The organism is Spirosoma arboris, from assembly GCF_009754945.1.
In the GTDB taxonomy this organism is placed as follows: Bacteria; Bacteroidota; Bacteroidia; order Cytophagales; family Spirosomataceae; genus Spirosoma; species Spirosoma arboris.
Genome location: NZ_WPIN01000003.1, coordinates 680,725 through 696,276, shown reverse-complemented (window position 1 = coordinate 696,276; position 15,552 = coordinate 680,725). Strand labels below are relative to the sequence as shown.

General features: G+C 44.6%; 10 protein-coding genes. 5 read left to right on the top strand and 5 right to left on the bottom strand.

Features of this window, described 5'->3' with window-relative positions:
* Window positions 1–238: 238 nt before the first annotated feature.
* From GO755_RS10670 to GO755_RS10660, 3 genes are read right to left on the bottom strand one after another with little or no spacing between them, the layout of a single operon-like run.
* Window positions 239–1,675 (bottom strand): TolC family protein, encoded by a 1,437-nt coding sequence (locus GO755_RS10670; RefSeq protein ID WP_157584726.1) that lies wholly within the window; start codon window positions 1,673–1,675, stop codon window positions 239–241.
* A complete protein-coding gene (locus tag GO755_RS10665; RefSeq protein WP_157584725.1) occupies window positions 1,665–4,871 on the bottom strand; it encodes an efflux RND transporter permease subunit in 3,207 nt (1,068 codons plus the stop codon). Before GO755_RS10665 ends, GO755_RS10670 begins: the two co-directional genes overlap by 11 nt.
* Window positions 4,872–4,896: 25 nt before the next feature.
* Window positions 4,897–5,985 (bottom strand): efflux RND transporter periplasmic adaptor subunit, encoded by a 1,089-nt coding sequence (locus GO755_RS10660; RefSeq protein WP_157584724.1) that lies wholly within the window; start codon window positions 5,983–5,985, stop codon window positions 4,897–4,899.
* Between the two features lie 508 nt (window positions 5,986–6,493).
* Here GO755_RS10660 and GO755_RS10655 point away from each other — a divergent pair.
* The 4 genes from GO755_RS10655 (at window position 6,494) to GO755_RS10640 (ending at window position 12,432) form a co-directional block, all read left to right on the top strand.
* The gene (locus GO755_RS10655; protein WP_157584723.1) at window positions 6,494–7,195 is read left to right on the top strand and encodes a response regulator transcription factor; all 702 of its coding nucleotides are present in this window, start codon (window positions 6,494–6,496) and stop codon (window positions 7,193–7,195) included.
* 628 nt (window positions 7,196–7,823) lie between these two features.
* Window positions 7,824–8,456, top strand: a complete 633-nt coding sequence (locus GO755_RS10650; protein WP_157584722.1) for a hypothetical protein — start codon at window positions 7,824–7,826, stop codon at window positions 8,454–8,456.
* Window positions 8,457–8,819: 363 nt separating this feature from the next.
* Complete coding sequence (locus tag GO755_RS10645; RefSeq protein ID WP_157584721.1) at window positions 8,820–11,972, top strand: fibronectin type III domain-containing protein; 3,153 nt, start codon at window positions 8,820–8,822, stop codon at window positions 11,970–11,972.
* 262 nt (window positions 11,973–12,234) lie between these two features.
* Complete coding sequence (locus GO755_RS10640) at window positions 12,235–12,432, top strand: hypothetical protein (RefSeq protein WP_157584720.1); 198 nt, start codon at window positions 12,235–12,237, stop codon at window positions 12,430–12,432.
* A 41-nt stretch (window positions 12,433–12,473) separates the two neighbouring features.
* Here GO755_RS10640 and GO755_RS10635 read toward each other — a convergent pair whose 3' ends face one another.
* Entirely contained in the window at window positions 12,474–13,034 is a 561-nt protein-coding gene (locus GO755_RS10635) for a hypothetical protein (protein WP_157584719.1), read from the bottom strand.
* Window positions 13,027–13,722: a hypothetical protein gene (locus GO755_RS10630; RefSeq protein ID WP_157584718.1), complete on the bottom strand. Its 696-nt coding sequence runs from the start codon at window positions 13,720–13,722 to the stop codon at window positions 13,027–13,029. Before GO755_RS10630 ends, GO755_RS10635 begins: the two co-directional genes overlap by 8 nt.
* A 478-nt stretch (window positions 13,723–14,200) precedes the next feature.
* Between GO755_RS10630 and GO755_RS10625 the strand changes: the two genes are divergently transcribed.
* Window positions 14,201–15,433 carry a site-specific integrase gene (locus GO755_RS10625; RefSeq protein ID WP_157584717.1) on the top strand — a complete coding sequence of 411 codons (1,233 nt, stop codon included), beginning with the start codon at window positions 14,201–14,203 and terminating at the stop codon, window positions 15,431–15,433.
* Window positions 15,434–15,552 lie beyond the last annotated feature (119 nt).

Here is a 15,552-nt window from a genome sequence, read left to right as displayed (position 1 = left end):
TATGCTAGGAAGTCAAACAAAAGTAAAAATTAGCAGGGTATATAAAAATTAAATAACAAAGGAGTATCATGATGTCATAAAAGTGTTTGCCGTGGTTACAATATCCACTTAAATAGCGCTTAGGATTAACTAGAAGAGTCTTTACAGCTTAATGCACAGAAGTGCTAAAAAGATAAAAATCAGCCCTGATCAGGACTGATTTTTATCTTTTTAGCACTAGATAGATTTAGACCTATAGTTATTTCCAGCCGCCACCCAATGCCCGGTACGTATTGACTACGGCATTCATTTGCATCATTCTGGTTTCAATAAGCTCCATTCTTGCTTCCAGTACATCACGCTGGGTTAATAACACCTCCATATAATCGGCTCTGGCAGATGTGAATAACTTAATGGATATCCCAGTTGACTGGGTAAGTGCCTCTACCTGGTTGTTTTTCATGTTGTATTTTTTCTCCAGGTTATCAATATTCGACAACTGATTAGCTACCTCGATAAACGCATTCAGAACCGTTTTCTCGTAATTATAAACAGTCTGGATTTGTCTTGCATTAGCGCTTTGATACGTAGCTGTGATTGCATTCTTATTGATCCACGGACCAGCTAAACCACCGACCAGAGAAGCAATTAACGATTCGGGTAAACTCGCCAAATACAGAGGACTGTAGGCCATGACGCCCAGTGATGCCGAGATGTTTAACGAAGGGTAAAAATTTGCTTTCGCTACAGTTACATCCAGCTTGGCGGCCTGTAGTTGCAATTCAGCTTGTCGAATATCAGGCCGATTTTCTAACAATTGCGATGGGATACCCGCCGAGATTTTAGTCGGAACTAATTGATTGAAATTCTGAGAATTTCGCTGAACATGTTGTGGGTATCTACCTACCTGGAAATTAATCCGGTTTTCTGTTTCGACAATCTTTTGCTGAATTTCGTACTGTAGACTCTGCGTTTTAAATACTTCGGCCTCAAACCTACGAACTGCCAGTTCAGTTACTTTGGCGGCTTCTTTCTCCTGCTTAATTATGGCCAGAGCATTTGTAAGAACAGTGATGTTCCTTTGTACGATCTCCAGTTGGTTATCAAGCGCCATGAGCTCATAGTAAGACCGGGCAATTTCGGCAACCAGATTCGTAACTAGGAAATTCTTCCCTTCAATAGAGGCCAGGTAATTGGTTATGGCTACTTTTCTCGAGTTTCGCAGTTTGTGCCAAATATCCACCTCCCAACTGGCAAAGACGCCTACATACGTATTTGGTAAAACATCTGGCGTTGGTACACCTGGTTTTATTTCTGTATAGGCATCAGCAGCTCCCTGACTGGTATAGCGAGACACTTTTTCAACACCGGCTCCGCCACCAACCGATACAAAGGGTAGATAAGCCCCTTTTCTGGCTAATATTTCGTTATTAGCCATCTGGATGTCCTGTATCGTAATATTCAATTCCTGATTGTTATATAAAGCCGTATCAATCAGGGCATATAAGTAAGGATCAGTAAAATATTCCTTCCACCTGGACTTTGCCGAATTGGTCGAGTCCTGCGAGCTGTAATAGCTCGCAGGCACTAGTTTATTCTCTGTCTTACCAACTAAATGGGGTACTGTACAACCGTTATTGATTAGGGTGATAATAAACGTTATCCCTAACCAAGTGAATATTCTTTTATTTCTCATTGATTTCACTTTCTTCAAGTTGGGGGAAACTGTCTACAGAATGAACCAGATTTTCGGTGAGCGAACCGTCTTCTTCATCTTTAATCATCTTGCGTCCATCTGCCAGACTACCAAATATATAGTACAATCCAGGGATAATGATTACCCCGAAAATGGTCCCGAATAACATACCACCCATAGCAGAAGCACCAATAGTACGGTTCCCAATAGCACCAGCACCCGATGCACTAATCAAGGGTATTAATCCGGCTACGAAGGCGAATGAGGTCATCAGAATCGGGCGGAAACGAACCTTCGCTCCCTCAATGGCTGCATTTAGAATCGTTTCGCCCTGCTGACGCTTCTGCACGGCAAATTCCACGATCAGTACGGCATTTTTACCCAGGAGACCAACCAGCATGATAAGCCCGATCTGAGCATAAATGTTATTCTCCAGCCCCATTGCTTTTAGCAGGAAAAACGAGCCAAATATCCCAACCGGCAGCGAGGTTAACACCGCTAGTGGTATGATGAAGCTTTCGTATTGAGCAGCCAGCACCAGGTACACAAAGGCTATCACGATCAGGAAGACATACAAGGTCTCATTTCCCCGCATCGATTCATCATACGAAAGCCCTTCAAACGCGATATCGTACCCTTTGGGCAGTGTCTTGGCGGCCACCTCCCGGATAGCTGCGATGGCATCGGCTGTGGTGTAGCCCTTAGCTGGCTGACCCTGAATAGCCGATGAATTGTACATGTTGAAACGGGTAATTTCATTAGGACCCTGCCCTTTTTTCAGCTTCATGAAAGCCGAGTAAGGTACCATTTCGCCCGCATCGTTTTTAACAAAAAGCTTCAGGATATCAGTTGGCAGCCTTCTGAAACCGGGTTCAGATTGCACGTACACTTTGAAGAACTGGTTAAACTTAATAAACCCTTGTTCGTAGGTACTGCCAATCATGATATTGAGGTTGTCCATCGCTTTTCCGATAGACACGCCTTTTTGCATAGCCAGGTTATTGTCAATCTCCAGTTCGTATTGAGGATAGTTGGCGGCAAAGAAGGTAAACAAGCCCATAAGCTCTGGACGCTTGCCCAAATCTGCCATGAACTTCTTGTTAACTATATCAAACTCACGGTAGTCAGTATCCGTGTTTTTATCCAGCATACGCATAGAGAAACCACCTGATGTACCAAAACCAGGAATAGCGGGTGGTTCGAAGAATTCGATCGTCGCGCCCAGGTTTCTCGTTTTGCCTTCCAGCTCTTCCATAATCTCCTTCACGTTCTTGCTACGATCCCCCCAGGGTTTCAGGTTGATCAGACAAGTTCCCGCATTGGAGCCCCGCCCTTCTGTCATAATCTCGTAACCAGCCAACGAAGACACCGACTCAATTCCCGGTACCTCTTCGCAAATTTTCTGTAGCGATTGAGAAACCTGATTCGTTTTTTCCAGCGTCGTACCCGGTGGCGTCTGGATAATGGCATAAATCGTACTCTGGTCTTCGTTCGGAATAAAGCCTGCTGGCAGGATCTGGTTCTCGTAGGCAATTCCTAAACAGAAGCCCGCTAATATCAGGAACGTAACAAATCTTCGGTTAACGATTAATCGTAACAAGCCGACATATCGTCCAGTTATTTTATCAAAACCCCGGTTGAAACTGTCGAGCATTTTAGTCATTACGCTTTTCTTCTTTTCATGGCCATGATGATTTTTCAACAACATGGCACATAACACGGGAGTAAGCGTCAAAGCGATCAGGGCCGAAATTACAATGGAGCTAGCCATGGTAATGGAGAACTGACGATAGAACGTACCTACCGGACCCGTCATAAAGGAAATAGGCAGGAATACCGATACCATCACCAGGGTAATGGCGATAATGGCGCCACTAATCTCACCCAACACTTGCCTAACTGCACCAAAGGGGGTCAGATGGGGCTTTTCCTCCATCTTGGCGTGCACGGCTTCCACCACCACAATGGCGTCATCGACCACAATACCAATGGCCAACACCAGGGCGAAAAGCGTAATTAAGTTAATGGAAAGACCAAATGCCTGAATCACAAAGAACGCCCCAATCAGAGACACCGGAACCGCGAGGATCGGAATCAGGGTAGACCGCCAATCGCCCAGGAAGATGAAAACAACGAAGGCTACCAGGATAAACGCATCTCGCAACGTATCAATTACCTGCTCGATCGATGCATCCAGGAAGTTGGATACGTCATAACTGATTTTATAATCCACTCCCGGAGGGAAGGACTCTTTCATTACCTCGAGCTTCTTCTTTACCTGCTCAATAACATCACTGGCATTACTACCATAGTTTTGCCGCAACACGATAGCAGCCGAAGGGTGGCCATCCAGGTTGGAATAGATGTTAACGAATTCACTACCCAATTCAACTCGGCCAATATCCCTTAAGTGGATGCTTTCCCCCTGTGAATTGGCTCGAATAATAATACTTTCGTATTCTTTGGGTTCACTATAACGCCCTTTGTAGGTGAGCACGTATTCCAGCGACTGGGCAGCTATACCAGAGCTTTGACCAAGTCGCCCAGGTCGCCCAATGATACTTTGCTCCCCTAACGCCTTCATTACTTCTTCTACGGAGATGTTATAAGCCCGCATGCGGTCAGGGTTTAACCAAACACGCATCGCGTATCTTCGGCTACCCAATATCTGCGCTCTGGCTACCCCTTTAGTCCGTTGGATTTCAGGGATCATTTTAACCGTGGCGTAGTTGAACAGGAATTTTTCATCAATACCTTTTTCCTTTGCATAGAGGTTGACGTACATCAACATACTAGGCTGAATTGGCGTGATAATAACCCCTTCACGTTGAACCAGTTCGGGTAAGAGCGGCATAACCTGGTCTACCCTTGTTTTCACCCGAATAACGGCCGTATTCGGATCAGTACCCGGTTCAAAAATGATCCGAAGAGTAGCCTCACCGGCGCTGGTTGCATCGGTTGCTATATACCGCATGTCCTGAACGCCGTTAATTGCCTGTTCAAGGGTAATCAGCGTGGATTTTACCAGAACATCGGCACTGGACCCTGGATAGTCAATAAATATGTTTACCGTGGTGGGGGCAATATCCGGGAATTGAGAAATAGGCAATTGCTTAATTGCCAGGACGCCGATAAAGACTATCATGATGGATATCACAATAGCAAATACGGGCCTACGAATGAATTGTGTGAACATGTCTTCTGGTTTTAAGAATACCTAATTACTCAGCGTACAATCCTAAATTCGCGATGACAGAAGCAGGCTGCACGAATTTGTATTGAATTTTTTCGTTTTCTTTTACCTGACGTAAGCCTTCCAAAAGGATCTTATCATCTTTACTCAGACCCGATCGAACAGCAAAAATGTGAGGCATTTCTGCACCTATAGTGATTTCCCTTGATCGAACTTTGCTGTCTTTGTCTATCACATATACGTATTTCTTTTCCAGAACTTCGAAGGTGGCTTTTTGCGGGATGATCATTGCGTTTTTAAGCGGCAGGGTCATCTGAATATTACCGGTTTCGCCGTGTCGTAACAGTCCATTAGGGTTAGGGAAGGTAGCCCGGAAAGCAATGTTACCGGTTTCGTTGTTGAAGTCGGCTTCAATAGTCTGAACCACGCCCGGATAGTTATAAACCCGCTGATTAGCCATCAGTAGATTTACGCTGTTCAAATTTTCCTGCTGGGCGTGAGTTTTGTAATTTAGATACTCGGCTTCCGGCACATTGAAATACACCCACATTTTACTATTGTCGGAGAGTGTAGTCAGCAAATCACCCTCGTTGACAAGGCTTCCCAGTCGTACCTGGAAGTGGTCCATGATGCCATCGAAAGGCGCTCTTACTTCCGTAAAGCCTAAATGTACTTTAGCTAAAGTCACTTCAGCGTTTGCCTTGTCGAGCTTAGCTTTCGCCAGGGCTAGTTCATTTTTCGAGACGATGTTGCTGTCGGCCAGTGATTTGGTGTTTTTATATTCAACGCCAACAAAATTGGCTTCTGCTTCTGCCTTTAGTAATTCTGCCTGATATTGAATTGGCAGAATCTGGAACATGAGTTGTCCTTTTTTGACGTATTGGCCTTCGTCCACAAAAATCTTCTGAAGGTAACCCTTTTCCAGCGCTCTTAACTCAATGTGCTGAATAGACCGAATTTGACATACATACTGATTCGTAATCGTAGTATCCGTCTGCAAAGGACTGCTAACCGAATATTTGATTTCCTCTTCTTTTTCTTCTTCTTTATGGGAACAGCTTGTATAACCCAACAAAGCACACAAGCTCATAAGCATGAGCATCAGAATTCTCTTCATGATAATCTTAATTTATTACAAGTAACTATTTTTAACTCTAATAGGTAGGCATCGGCCATGAATAATACGCAAGTTGATCTGATCCCAGGTCTGTAATTTATAAAAATATCCAGTTTTATAAAAGGGTTTTCGGCGGCTTAGGCAAGTTGAAGAAAGGCTCGCTGGGCACAAAGAAATCAATAGAACCTAAGCGCCGATGGGCTTAATATTGACCTACACAAAGGTATTTTACCTATTGGCGAGGTACATTAAAATAAACTTAAGGGGCGATTAGAAATTCTTTAAACAATGTATTTTTTTTGGACAATACCGAGGTTCGACCATGTTAGTCAGCTTTTCATTGAGTTTTAATTGTACAATTTAAAGAATAAGTTGTCGTTATGATAGTCGACCCTGAAATGAGTTAAAGAATTATCAAAAATGAATTAAAAACGGGTTAGAACGCATTTTAATGATTTCCAGATAGAGTTGAGGTTTACTAATTTGGCAGTGTTATAGCAGTATTCTTATGCAAATATTATTAGTTGACGACGACATTAAACTGGCAATGTCCTTGAAACGTAGCCTAAAAGAGTACGGTTTTAAGGTTGCGGTAGCCCTGGATGGATCAAGCGCTCGCAAGTTGGTTGAGTTCGGAGGAATTAACCTGATAATAACCGAAATAAGCCTGCCTGATATGAGTGGATACGAGTTATGCCGCGACATTCGCTCACAAAACCTCCAGATTCCTATTCTAATCCTGACAACACACGGAACGATCGACAATAAACTAGCGGGATTTGACGCAGGTGCAGATGACTACATCGTTAAACCGGTTGAGTTTAATGAGTTACTGGTTCGGATTAAGGCGAGTATAAAACGCAGTTACCAGTCCTATGACCCCGAATTAGCGGAGTCAACTCAGCTAACTATGGCCGACTTGACCCTCGATTTACGCAAAAAAACGGTAAACCGGGCTGGCAACAAACAGATTAACGTAACACCACGCGAATTTGCTCTGCTGGAATACTTCTTACGAAACAAAGGAACAGTACTTAGCCGCGAAGAAATTACACAGAATGTATGGGACATGCCTGCTACTGTAGGTACCAATCTACTTAACGTGTATATGAACTCACTACGCAAAAAAATTGACAAAGACTTCGATGTAAAACTGATCCATACCCGAAAGGGAATCGGTTTTGTAATGAAAGAATATGATAATATCTAAATCACTGTTAGTTACCTAAATACCGCTTGCCAGTTGATACAGTCATAGGGAAAAAGTAGAATAGCCCGAACGAATAGTTTTACAGATTCGCTGGAGTCTATTTAAACCTGTTCTATGTGCTCGGTTGTTCTACGGAACGTGCTATCAGGGTGTATACTCAATCTATACTGTCACTGCTAACTTAATTAATGCATCCTACCCTCCGGGGAATACGTATGTGTATACATCCGGCAATACTACCTTACTGGAAGACTGTTATTATGAGTTAACGCCACCTCCTCCTTCGCTGCGTGCTCCGATACCTGCTTATACGTATGATTACAACTGCCGTACTCAATGTTGGGAAATTCTCTACAGCCACGATATCAACGTATTTGACGATCAGTATACGAATAGGTATCAAGTGCGAGCAAAACGCCTTATAAACCTGATGGTTGGCGTGACTGATTTTGCCGTAAGCGTTAAGCTCATTCGTTCAGTTTATACTTCCTGTGCCAGTCATCGCGCAAATAAATAAGCTGGCTGAGCGCTATTAATTTGTTGTAACTACTGAAATTTAAGGCTATGATGGATCTGTGGATTCAGAAACTAACAGACACTCAACAAATTAATAGATTAAAAAGCACACATGCGCTACCTTATCTTCCTTCTTACGCTCCTTGTTTCTGATCTTTATGCTCAGCCAAAACTTACTGGACTAGGGCAATTCATAATCGGAATTACAACACCTGATTCTCTTGCTAATGTTGATATTAAAGAGCTGGAACAATCGTATGTCAAAGGAACACTAGCCCTTCCCTGTACCCATATTCGTGCATTTGCATCAAACAAAGCAACGATAGATGGCCTTCCTGTCACCAACTTATCTTTGTTCTTCTATGATAATAAGTTATTTCGGATTTCATGCGACTACACGGATGAGCTACAGAAGGTGTTTAGCCAACAATATGGTAAAGGTACTCTCAGACCCACAACCCATCTGACATTTTGCGACAAAGGGAAAGATAGGTCCATGCTGGTTTGGGGCGAAATCTGGCAGAACAAGGATATTTTAGCGCTGGCTCTTCACGCCAAAGGGTATAATGCCGATTGCCAACTGGAGCAACTCGTCAGACTAACAATTACCAGTCAGGAGATGTCGACTCTATCCTCCGACTGTGAACTGCGAAATAGTGGTCCCTTCGCTGAGGAGTTCGAGGAAGTATTGAATGAGTCTCAAAGGTCAACAGAAAAAGGCGGTCTGAAAAAAGGCCCTAAATAGTAATTGAACCGGTTGAGCTTACTGTTTTTTAGGAATTTGGCTATAAGTAGGTCAAGCCAGTAGCCAAAAATAGATCTCTCTATCTTTCACATTTGGGACTATTTCAGTCGAGTTGGGGACAATCTGGTAAGTAGAGGCTGGCTCATTAGATTAATGGGCTTAATTCGAATTAAATTGTGCTGGCTATATAGTTTATGGGCTTCCTTTATTTGCCACTTCACTTACAGTAAAAGCCCTAAAATACTATAAATGTCTTGTGGTTTACCGACTAGGATTTGCCTCGACCCACTAAGCAAAATCTCGAAAGTTTGGGAGCTTCCGGTAGATAAACAGCTTACTCCTTTCCCTGATAAGTACCAACGTATGAACTATAGAGCGCTACCAGTCCTATTTGTCATTGGCTGGCTTCTGGGCCTGATTCCCTGTGGTAAGCTGTGGGCTCAAGGTACGCCTACACTTAATGAGCCATTTTGCGGTACTAAAGACTTGACACCCGCTCAGGCCAAAGCCCTACTGCAACAGAGTAGTTTGGCGCTAAATCGTAAAAAGGCAGCCAGAAAGGCTTTTACCGACATTACATACGTCCCGATCCGGCCCCATATCGTTCGCCGGAGTGATGGCACGGGTGGCTACCCGTTAGCCAATCTAAATGAGGCAATGGCTTCCACCAATCGTTATTTCTTACACAATGGTTTTGGCATTCAATTTTATTTTGCCGGTGCGGTGCCCGACTATATTGACGACGACGCACTTTATCAAAGCTTTTACGAACCGCCCACTGGTCGCGATGTTAACAATGCCCTGAACCAGTACTACATCAACCAATTTGCTCCAGGGTCGAATCTTGCGGGCGGAGCCCTTTTTCCGGGCGATTATGTAGAATCGACCCGCTCCGTGATCCAAACGTATGGCAACAGTAGTAATGGTCTAACCTTTCATTTTGGCAATAGATTGATTCCACATGAGTTGGGTCATAATTTTGGACTCCTTCACACGTTTGGCCTTTCTAATGGGAATGAACCAACCAATGAATTAGTGACTCGTGGCCCTGGAGCCAATTGCGAAACGGCGGGCGATTTAATCTGCGACACCCCCGCCGATCCATATGGTATACCCGGTGCTGCTACGATTCCTTTTGGCTCGTGCTACCAGTATGATCCGAATAGCACTCCTCGCGATGCCAATGGAGAGGCTTATCATCCATCAATATCGAATCTAATGTCTTACTGGCCCAGTTGTACGTACGACTTTACGCCTGGCCAATATGACCGAATACAGGCCGGATTAGCTCTTCGCCAGAGTCACACAAGTTATTCACTCACTGCACCGGCCACCAATGTGAGCCCGCCCACTAATGTTAAGGTTAGACTTCTTAATGGGGCTTCTTCTGTTGAACTAACCTGGCAGGATAACGCGACGAACGAAATGGGGTATTTTATTGAACGATCCATATCACCTACTACCGGTTTCGTAGCAGTAGGTGGTGTGGCTCCAGATGTGATCAGCTTTACGGATACGCTCCTTAGCCCTGAGACCCGATATTATTATCGTATCCGTCCTTCCAATACCATATTGGGGCACCTGAGTTCAATAATATCTATCTCTACCTGTCCAACACCTCTCTATCCAACCAGCAGCCCAGCCCGGACTTCAGCATCTCTTTATTGGGCTGGTAATACTGGTCAAACCAATACGATTCGTTACCGAACCGCCGGAACTACTAACTGGACAACTATCAATGCTATACCGAATGGGCAATTCTCGTCAATGTACTCCCTGACTGGGCTCAATTCGTCTACTGCTTACGAATGGCAACTGCAGGGTGTTTGTTCAAACACCCTTGGATCAGAGTATACCGACATTCAGTCCTTCACCACCCTTTCCTGCGAGACGCCAAGCCAAACCTATACAAGTGTAATAAAAAGCACATCGGCCGACATCAGTTGGTATACAGCTACTGCCGATCCCGGTAGAACAGCTGAAGTCCGCTACCGGGTCGTGGGAACACCTACCTGGACGACGATTAGCAACATTAGTAGTGAGACAGTCAATGCACATACCTACACTCTGACCAATCTGACCAATAACACCACTTATGAATGGCAACTCAGGCACACCTGTTCGGCTACCGAAAGTTCGGGCTATGCGCCTATAGCTACGTTTACAACCAGTTGCCGAACACCTATCGGACTAACGAACAACGCCATTACCGCTACCCGAGCTACCTTGGGGTGGAGTCTGAGCGCTGCCCCGGATATAGGTACGATTTATGAGCTCCGCTACCGCCCGGTGGGAAGCTCGGGGTGGAGTACGGTCAGTAATATTGTAGGTGGGTATAGTGGCATTATCTACACCTTAACCGGTTTGGCCATCAATACTCAATATGAATGGCAGGTTCGAACAGTCTGCACAGCCAATGCTCAGTCAGATTACTCAGTAACAAAACAATTCACAACTGTCTGCAACGCTCCACCCACGAATGGGTTGACGGTAGCCTTAGTGAGCTCAACGTCTGTGCAGTTAAATTGGAATGGGGTGAACGATCCGGGTACCCAATATGATATTCGCTATCGGCCGGTAGGAACTGCTGATTGGTTATTGGCTAGTACAACGAGCGTTACGGGATTTGGGGGGACTTATATAGTACGGGGCCTTACGAATAGTATTACCTACGAGTGGCAAATAAGGACCGTATGCTCGCCTACTAATCTTTCTACTTTTATAGCCGGCCCTTCGTTTACCACAAAGTGTCAACTACCCAGCTATCAGTCTGCTAACCCACTGGTTACTTCGGCTAGTTTATCCTGGCAATCCGTAGGAATAGATGTAACCTACGACGTACGTTATCGTGTGGCAGGTACCACCAATTGGTCTACGCTAAGCCCGGTGACCAGTTCTTCCGCAAACATCATTGGATTAACCGGCAATACGAGCTATGAATGGCAGCTTAGAACGCACTGCTCAGACGGAATTGTAACTGATTTTTCGGCCGTGTCTACCTTTACTACTTCCCTATGTAGTGCGCCAGTCAGTTTACAAACCACTGCTATTGCGATCAATTCAGCTCAGCTAAACTGGTTCTTTTCATATGCCAATACCGAGACGCGCTATGAAGCCCGGTATCGGGTAGTAGGTAGTGCCAATTGGAACCTACTATCTAATCTAACCAGCATTAACAATTCGGGTACCGCTTCACTGACGACATTATTGGCCAATACACTGTATGAATGGCAGATTCGAACTCTTTGTTCGCTAACCGAAAGCTCTGACTTTTCGCCGTCAGTTACGTTTCAGACCCAGCAGGTCTGTCCGAACATGCATACCGTTAAGGCCGGGTTTTGGAATGACAATGCGGTCTGGTCCTGTGGCCGGGTTCCGCTTAGTTCAGATATGGTCCAACTGAAACATTTGGTGACAATTCCTACCAATTATCAGGCTCAGGTGAAGCAGATCAGCTATGATGCGGGCCAGCAGTTAATTTTTAGCTCGGGTAGTACGCTCCGATTTGGTCAGTAAGTGGTCCTGCTACCTGTAACTGGTCGGGTTTAATTTTAGGCTCTATTTATGGGCCTCCTTGCTACCTATTTTAAGCCATACGACTACGCTTATATGTCTGTATATCTACTGTAGAGCTTAACGCTACCTTCGCCTGAGGGTAGCGTTTTTTTTGTTACCATTTCAGTGTTTTGTAGTCTAAAAAACAAAGCTCAACGTCAATTTAGAAGATATATAGTGCTTATAATATATATAGGCTCTCTAAAATTACATTCCACTGACTATGAGCGATCTTGACGAACTTCTTGACTTCTACGGGCCCCAGCAGCTACCTCAAACAACCCAGTACTATTCTCATTGGACCAACTCCAAAAACCTCCGCAACTGCATAAATCTGGCTATGCGCGGGGCTAAAAATGGTAACACGTCCAGCCTTAAGACGTTGCAATTGATTCGGGTTTTATTAGTGGCACAAGCATAACTGCAATCAATAAATTAGATCATGCTTAACGTGATGTCCAGTTAACTACGGGACGATCGCAGTGCGCTCCACACATTGCCCAATATGACTCCAATCACGCAGCCCATAGCTGCACAACTTATACTAATTATAGCGTAGACAGGTAGGTAAATAATGAGCCAGCCCTGAGCTTCGCGGCTTTGATCTCCATATGAGTCCACACAGTACCAGATCCCTCCAATACCGCCTGATAACAAACCCAGCAGACCGCCCAGGCCGCTACGCCAAATAGTTGACCAAATGCCTGACCCGCTAGTTTTGCCTGGTTCGGACGCTACGCCAGAGGTTTCTACCGGCTTCGGGGAATAGGGCGAATCGTGGGTAATAAAACGAGCTTTTAGTGCCCCCAACATTTTTGTCAGGCTGAGTTTCTTTGTGTGAAAATACACATATCCGGCCCCCGCGACTGAGCCAGCGATTAAGCCAAGCCACACCGATTGCTCTACCAGAAGCCAATCGTAGTACTGATCCACTTCACTAATGGCAATCGCCAGCAGCCAGGCCAGTAGCATCCCTGCCATAGCCGTCAACCCTATCGTTTTAAAAGCCCATACATTATTCATGAAATTGACGGTCAAGTAGGCGTTGCAGTTCGTGTAGTTGGCTCAATCGCCGGGTAAACACTTCCGGCGAGGGGATTCCATTTAAGGTAGTTAATGCAAAGAAACGGTCATCCGATGTAAACAAGGCCAGGGTGTGATGGGCCATCTCAATATGGGTGATATCCTTATTCTGACCTAAAAACTGCCGTAGCTCAGGCGTTACAAGTGATTGAAAGTCAGGCTCCGAAACGGCCGTTATCTTGAATGCTTTATCAAGCTCAGTCTCGTTAGTCTTAAAAACACGCTGACCAGTAGGTGTTATTGGCCCAAATGGAGTACTACGCGTATAAATACCAACCGCCGGGGCAGTGTAGGATAACGTAGCGATCAATACCAAAACGGGGTGAATAGACCGAACCCTTTTATCCTCATAAACTAGGGCACTAATATGGGTATGATCTTCCTGTTTGGTCGCTGCATAGAGTGTTTTATCAACACCCATATTTGGGTAGAACGTGGGTAGAAATCGATAGGATTCGTGTAGGGTTGGGTTTGTGATTAAGTGTAGACCAGCGGCTTGCAGCACTGAAGGAAATGCCTGCACCTGAGCTAGCCTACTACGACTTTGCCAGCTCGTGTAGACAAAAACGAGTAAAATAATGCCTGCTGCTAAGGCTATTAAGGTTGTTTTAAGTGTGCTTTCATCCATTACTTTCCTGTAGTCATGCCGCCATATCCATTGACTGCTTTGTTAGACGGTGGAAATTTAATGCTATCTAAAAGCGGGAAAGTCGCTAACTCGTATCCAGCAGGTACGGGTTTATAATTGGCCATTATAAGCGGTAAAGTGGCATCATTTTGTGGATTAATTCAGTAAAATATATTGCAAATGCATAAAAATAGCCACTTAACATTTCTGCTAAGTGGCTATTTTTAATGAGCCAGTGGAGGGATTCGAACCCCCGACGCGCTTGCGCATCCTGATTACAAATCGGTTTCTATTGGAAAATAGGACTAAACCGCCCAAAGCCATAATAGGCCTATACATCATTTAAACGCATATTATTATAAAATACTTTCGTCCTATTTCTGGTATTTACGGAAACGTGTATGCAAATTTGTATGCAAATGGGTCGGATGCCTGACACAGAATCTGGCCTGCCTGACTATCTGATACGAATGGCATTATGAGCGCAACGGCCAATTTTTACTTTGATACCCGCCGACTGAAACAGGACGGTACCTACCCGGTAAAACTTCGGATTACTTACCAGCGCCAGCAGCGCTATTATCTGACTGAAATTAACCTAACCACTGAGCAGTGGAAAAAAGTAAGCTCGCTAAAACCTCGTGAGGATTTCGTTAAAGATACCAAGGCAACACTTGGAGCAATCAGCCGACGTGCAGAACGGGTTATCAATGCGCTGCCTGTATTTACCTTTGAAGAGTTCGAAAAGCGTTACACCACAGGTACCACTGATCGACCTGATAATGTCGTGCTAGTATTTGAACAGTATCTACAAAATCTTACTGAGGAAGGCCGCGCCGGAACAGCCAGCAGTTATAAGGACGGTCTAACAGCCGTGAAGGCTTATCACAACAGCAAGAAACCACTTCCGTTTTCAGCCATTACACCAATCTGGCTTAAAGGCTTCGAGCAGTGGATGACAGGTAAAGGGCGATCATTGACAACAGTAGGCATTTATCTGCGCAGTCTGAGAACAATCTATAATCGAGCCATTGAGGACGGCATTATTGACCGTGAGGCTTACCCTTTCTCTAAACGTCGCTATCAGATTCCAACTGGCCGGAATATCAAGAAAGCATTGACGCTTGCCGACATCGAAAAGATTTACAACTACCCGGCAGAAGAGGGGAGTAGTGAAGAACGCTACCGTGACATCTGGTTATTCTCGTATTTATGCAACGGTATGAACCCCAAGGATATTGGGCGGTTGACCTACTCCCAGATTGATGGTAATTATATCCGCTTTGTACGGGCTAAAACCGAACGTACTAAGCGCGATGCCATGCCAATTAGTATTCCACTAACGGAGGAAGTTCGGGCTATTATTGATAAGTGGGGTCAGCGGCCAATTAAGCCGAATCAACATGTGTTTGCTATCCTCTCGCCTGGCCTGACACCACAGCAGGAACTGGGGAAAATTCGACAGTTTGTCAAAATGACTAATATTTATGTCCGGCAAATTGCCAAAGCAGTTGGTGTCGAGAAGGATGTAACAACCTATACCGCTCGCCATTCATTCGCGACAATCCTTAAACGTTCTGGCGCTCCTACAGAATTTATCAGTGAGAGCTTAGGTCATCAGAGTGTCAGTACGACAAAGAACTATCTGGATAGCTTCGAGGATGAGATTAAGCATCAATATGCTAATGCGTTAACAGGATTTAAAAAATGAAAACCTACCGCTTATCTCTTTTCAAGGCCTACAGAATTTATCCACTGATGAGAGAATTCACAGGAAATAATTACTGATTCTCCTGACCTGTTTCCTTTTTATTTATCTGTTTCCCCGCT

Bases quoted from the DNA above. Each gene is read 5' to 3' on its own strand.
- GO755_RS10670 (WP_157584726.1), bottom strand. From the start codon at position 1,675: ATGAGAAATAAAAGAATATTCACTTGGTTAGGGATAACGTTTATTATC.
- GO755_RS10665 (WP_157584725.1), bottom strand. From the start codon at position 4,871: ATGTTCACACAATTCATTCGTAGGCCCGTATTTGCTATTGTGATATCC.
- GO755_RS10660 (WP_157584724.1), bottom strand. From the start codon at position 5,985: ATGAAGAGAATTCTGATGCTCATGCTTATGAGCTTGTGTGCTTTGTTG.
- GO755_RS10655 (WP_157584723.1), top strand. From the start codon at position 6,494: ATGCAAATATTATTAGTTGACGACGACATTAAACTGGCAATGTCCTTG.
- GO755_RS10650 (WP_157584722.1), top strand. From the start codon at position 7,824: ATGCGCTACCTTATCTTCCTTCTTACGCTCCTTGTTTCTGATCTTTAT.
- GO755_RS10645 (WP_157584721.1), top strand. From the start codon at position 8,820: ATGAACTATAGAGCGCTACCAGTCCTATTTGTCATTGGCTGGCTTCTG.
- GO755_RS10640 (WP_157584720.1), top strand. From the start codon at position 12,235: ATGAGCGATCTTGACGAACTTCTTGACTTCTACGGGCCCCAGCAGCTA.
- GO755_RS10635 (WP_157584719.1), bottom strand. From the start codon at position 13,034: ATGAATAATGTATGGGCTTTTAAAACGATAGGGTTGACGGCTATGGCA.
- GO755_RS10630 (WP_157584718.1), bottom strand. From the start codon at position 13,722: ATGGATGAAAGCACACTTAAAACAACCTTAATAGCCTTAGCAGCAGGC.
- GO755_RS10625 (WP_157584717.1), top strand. From the start codon at position 14,201: ATGAGCGCAACGGCCAATTTTTACTTTGATACCCGCCGACTGAAACAG.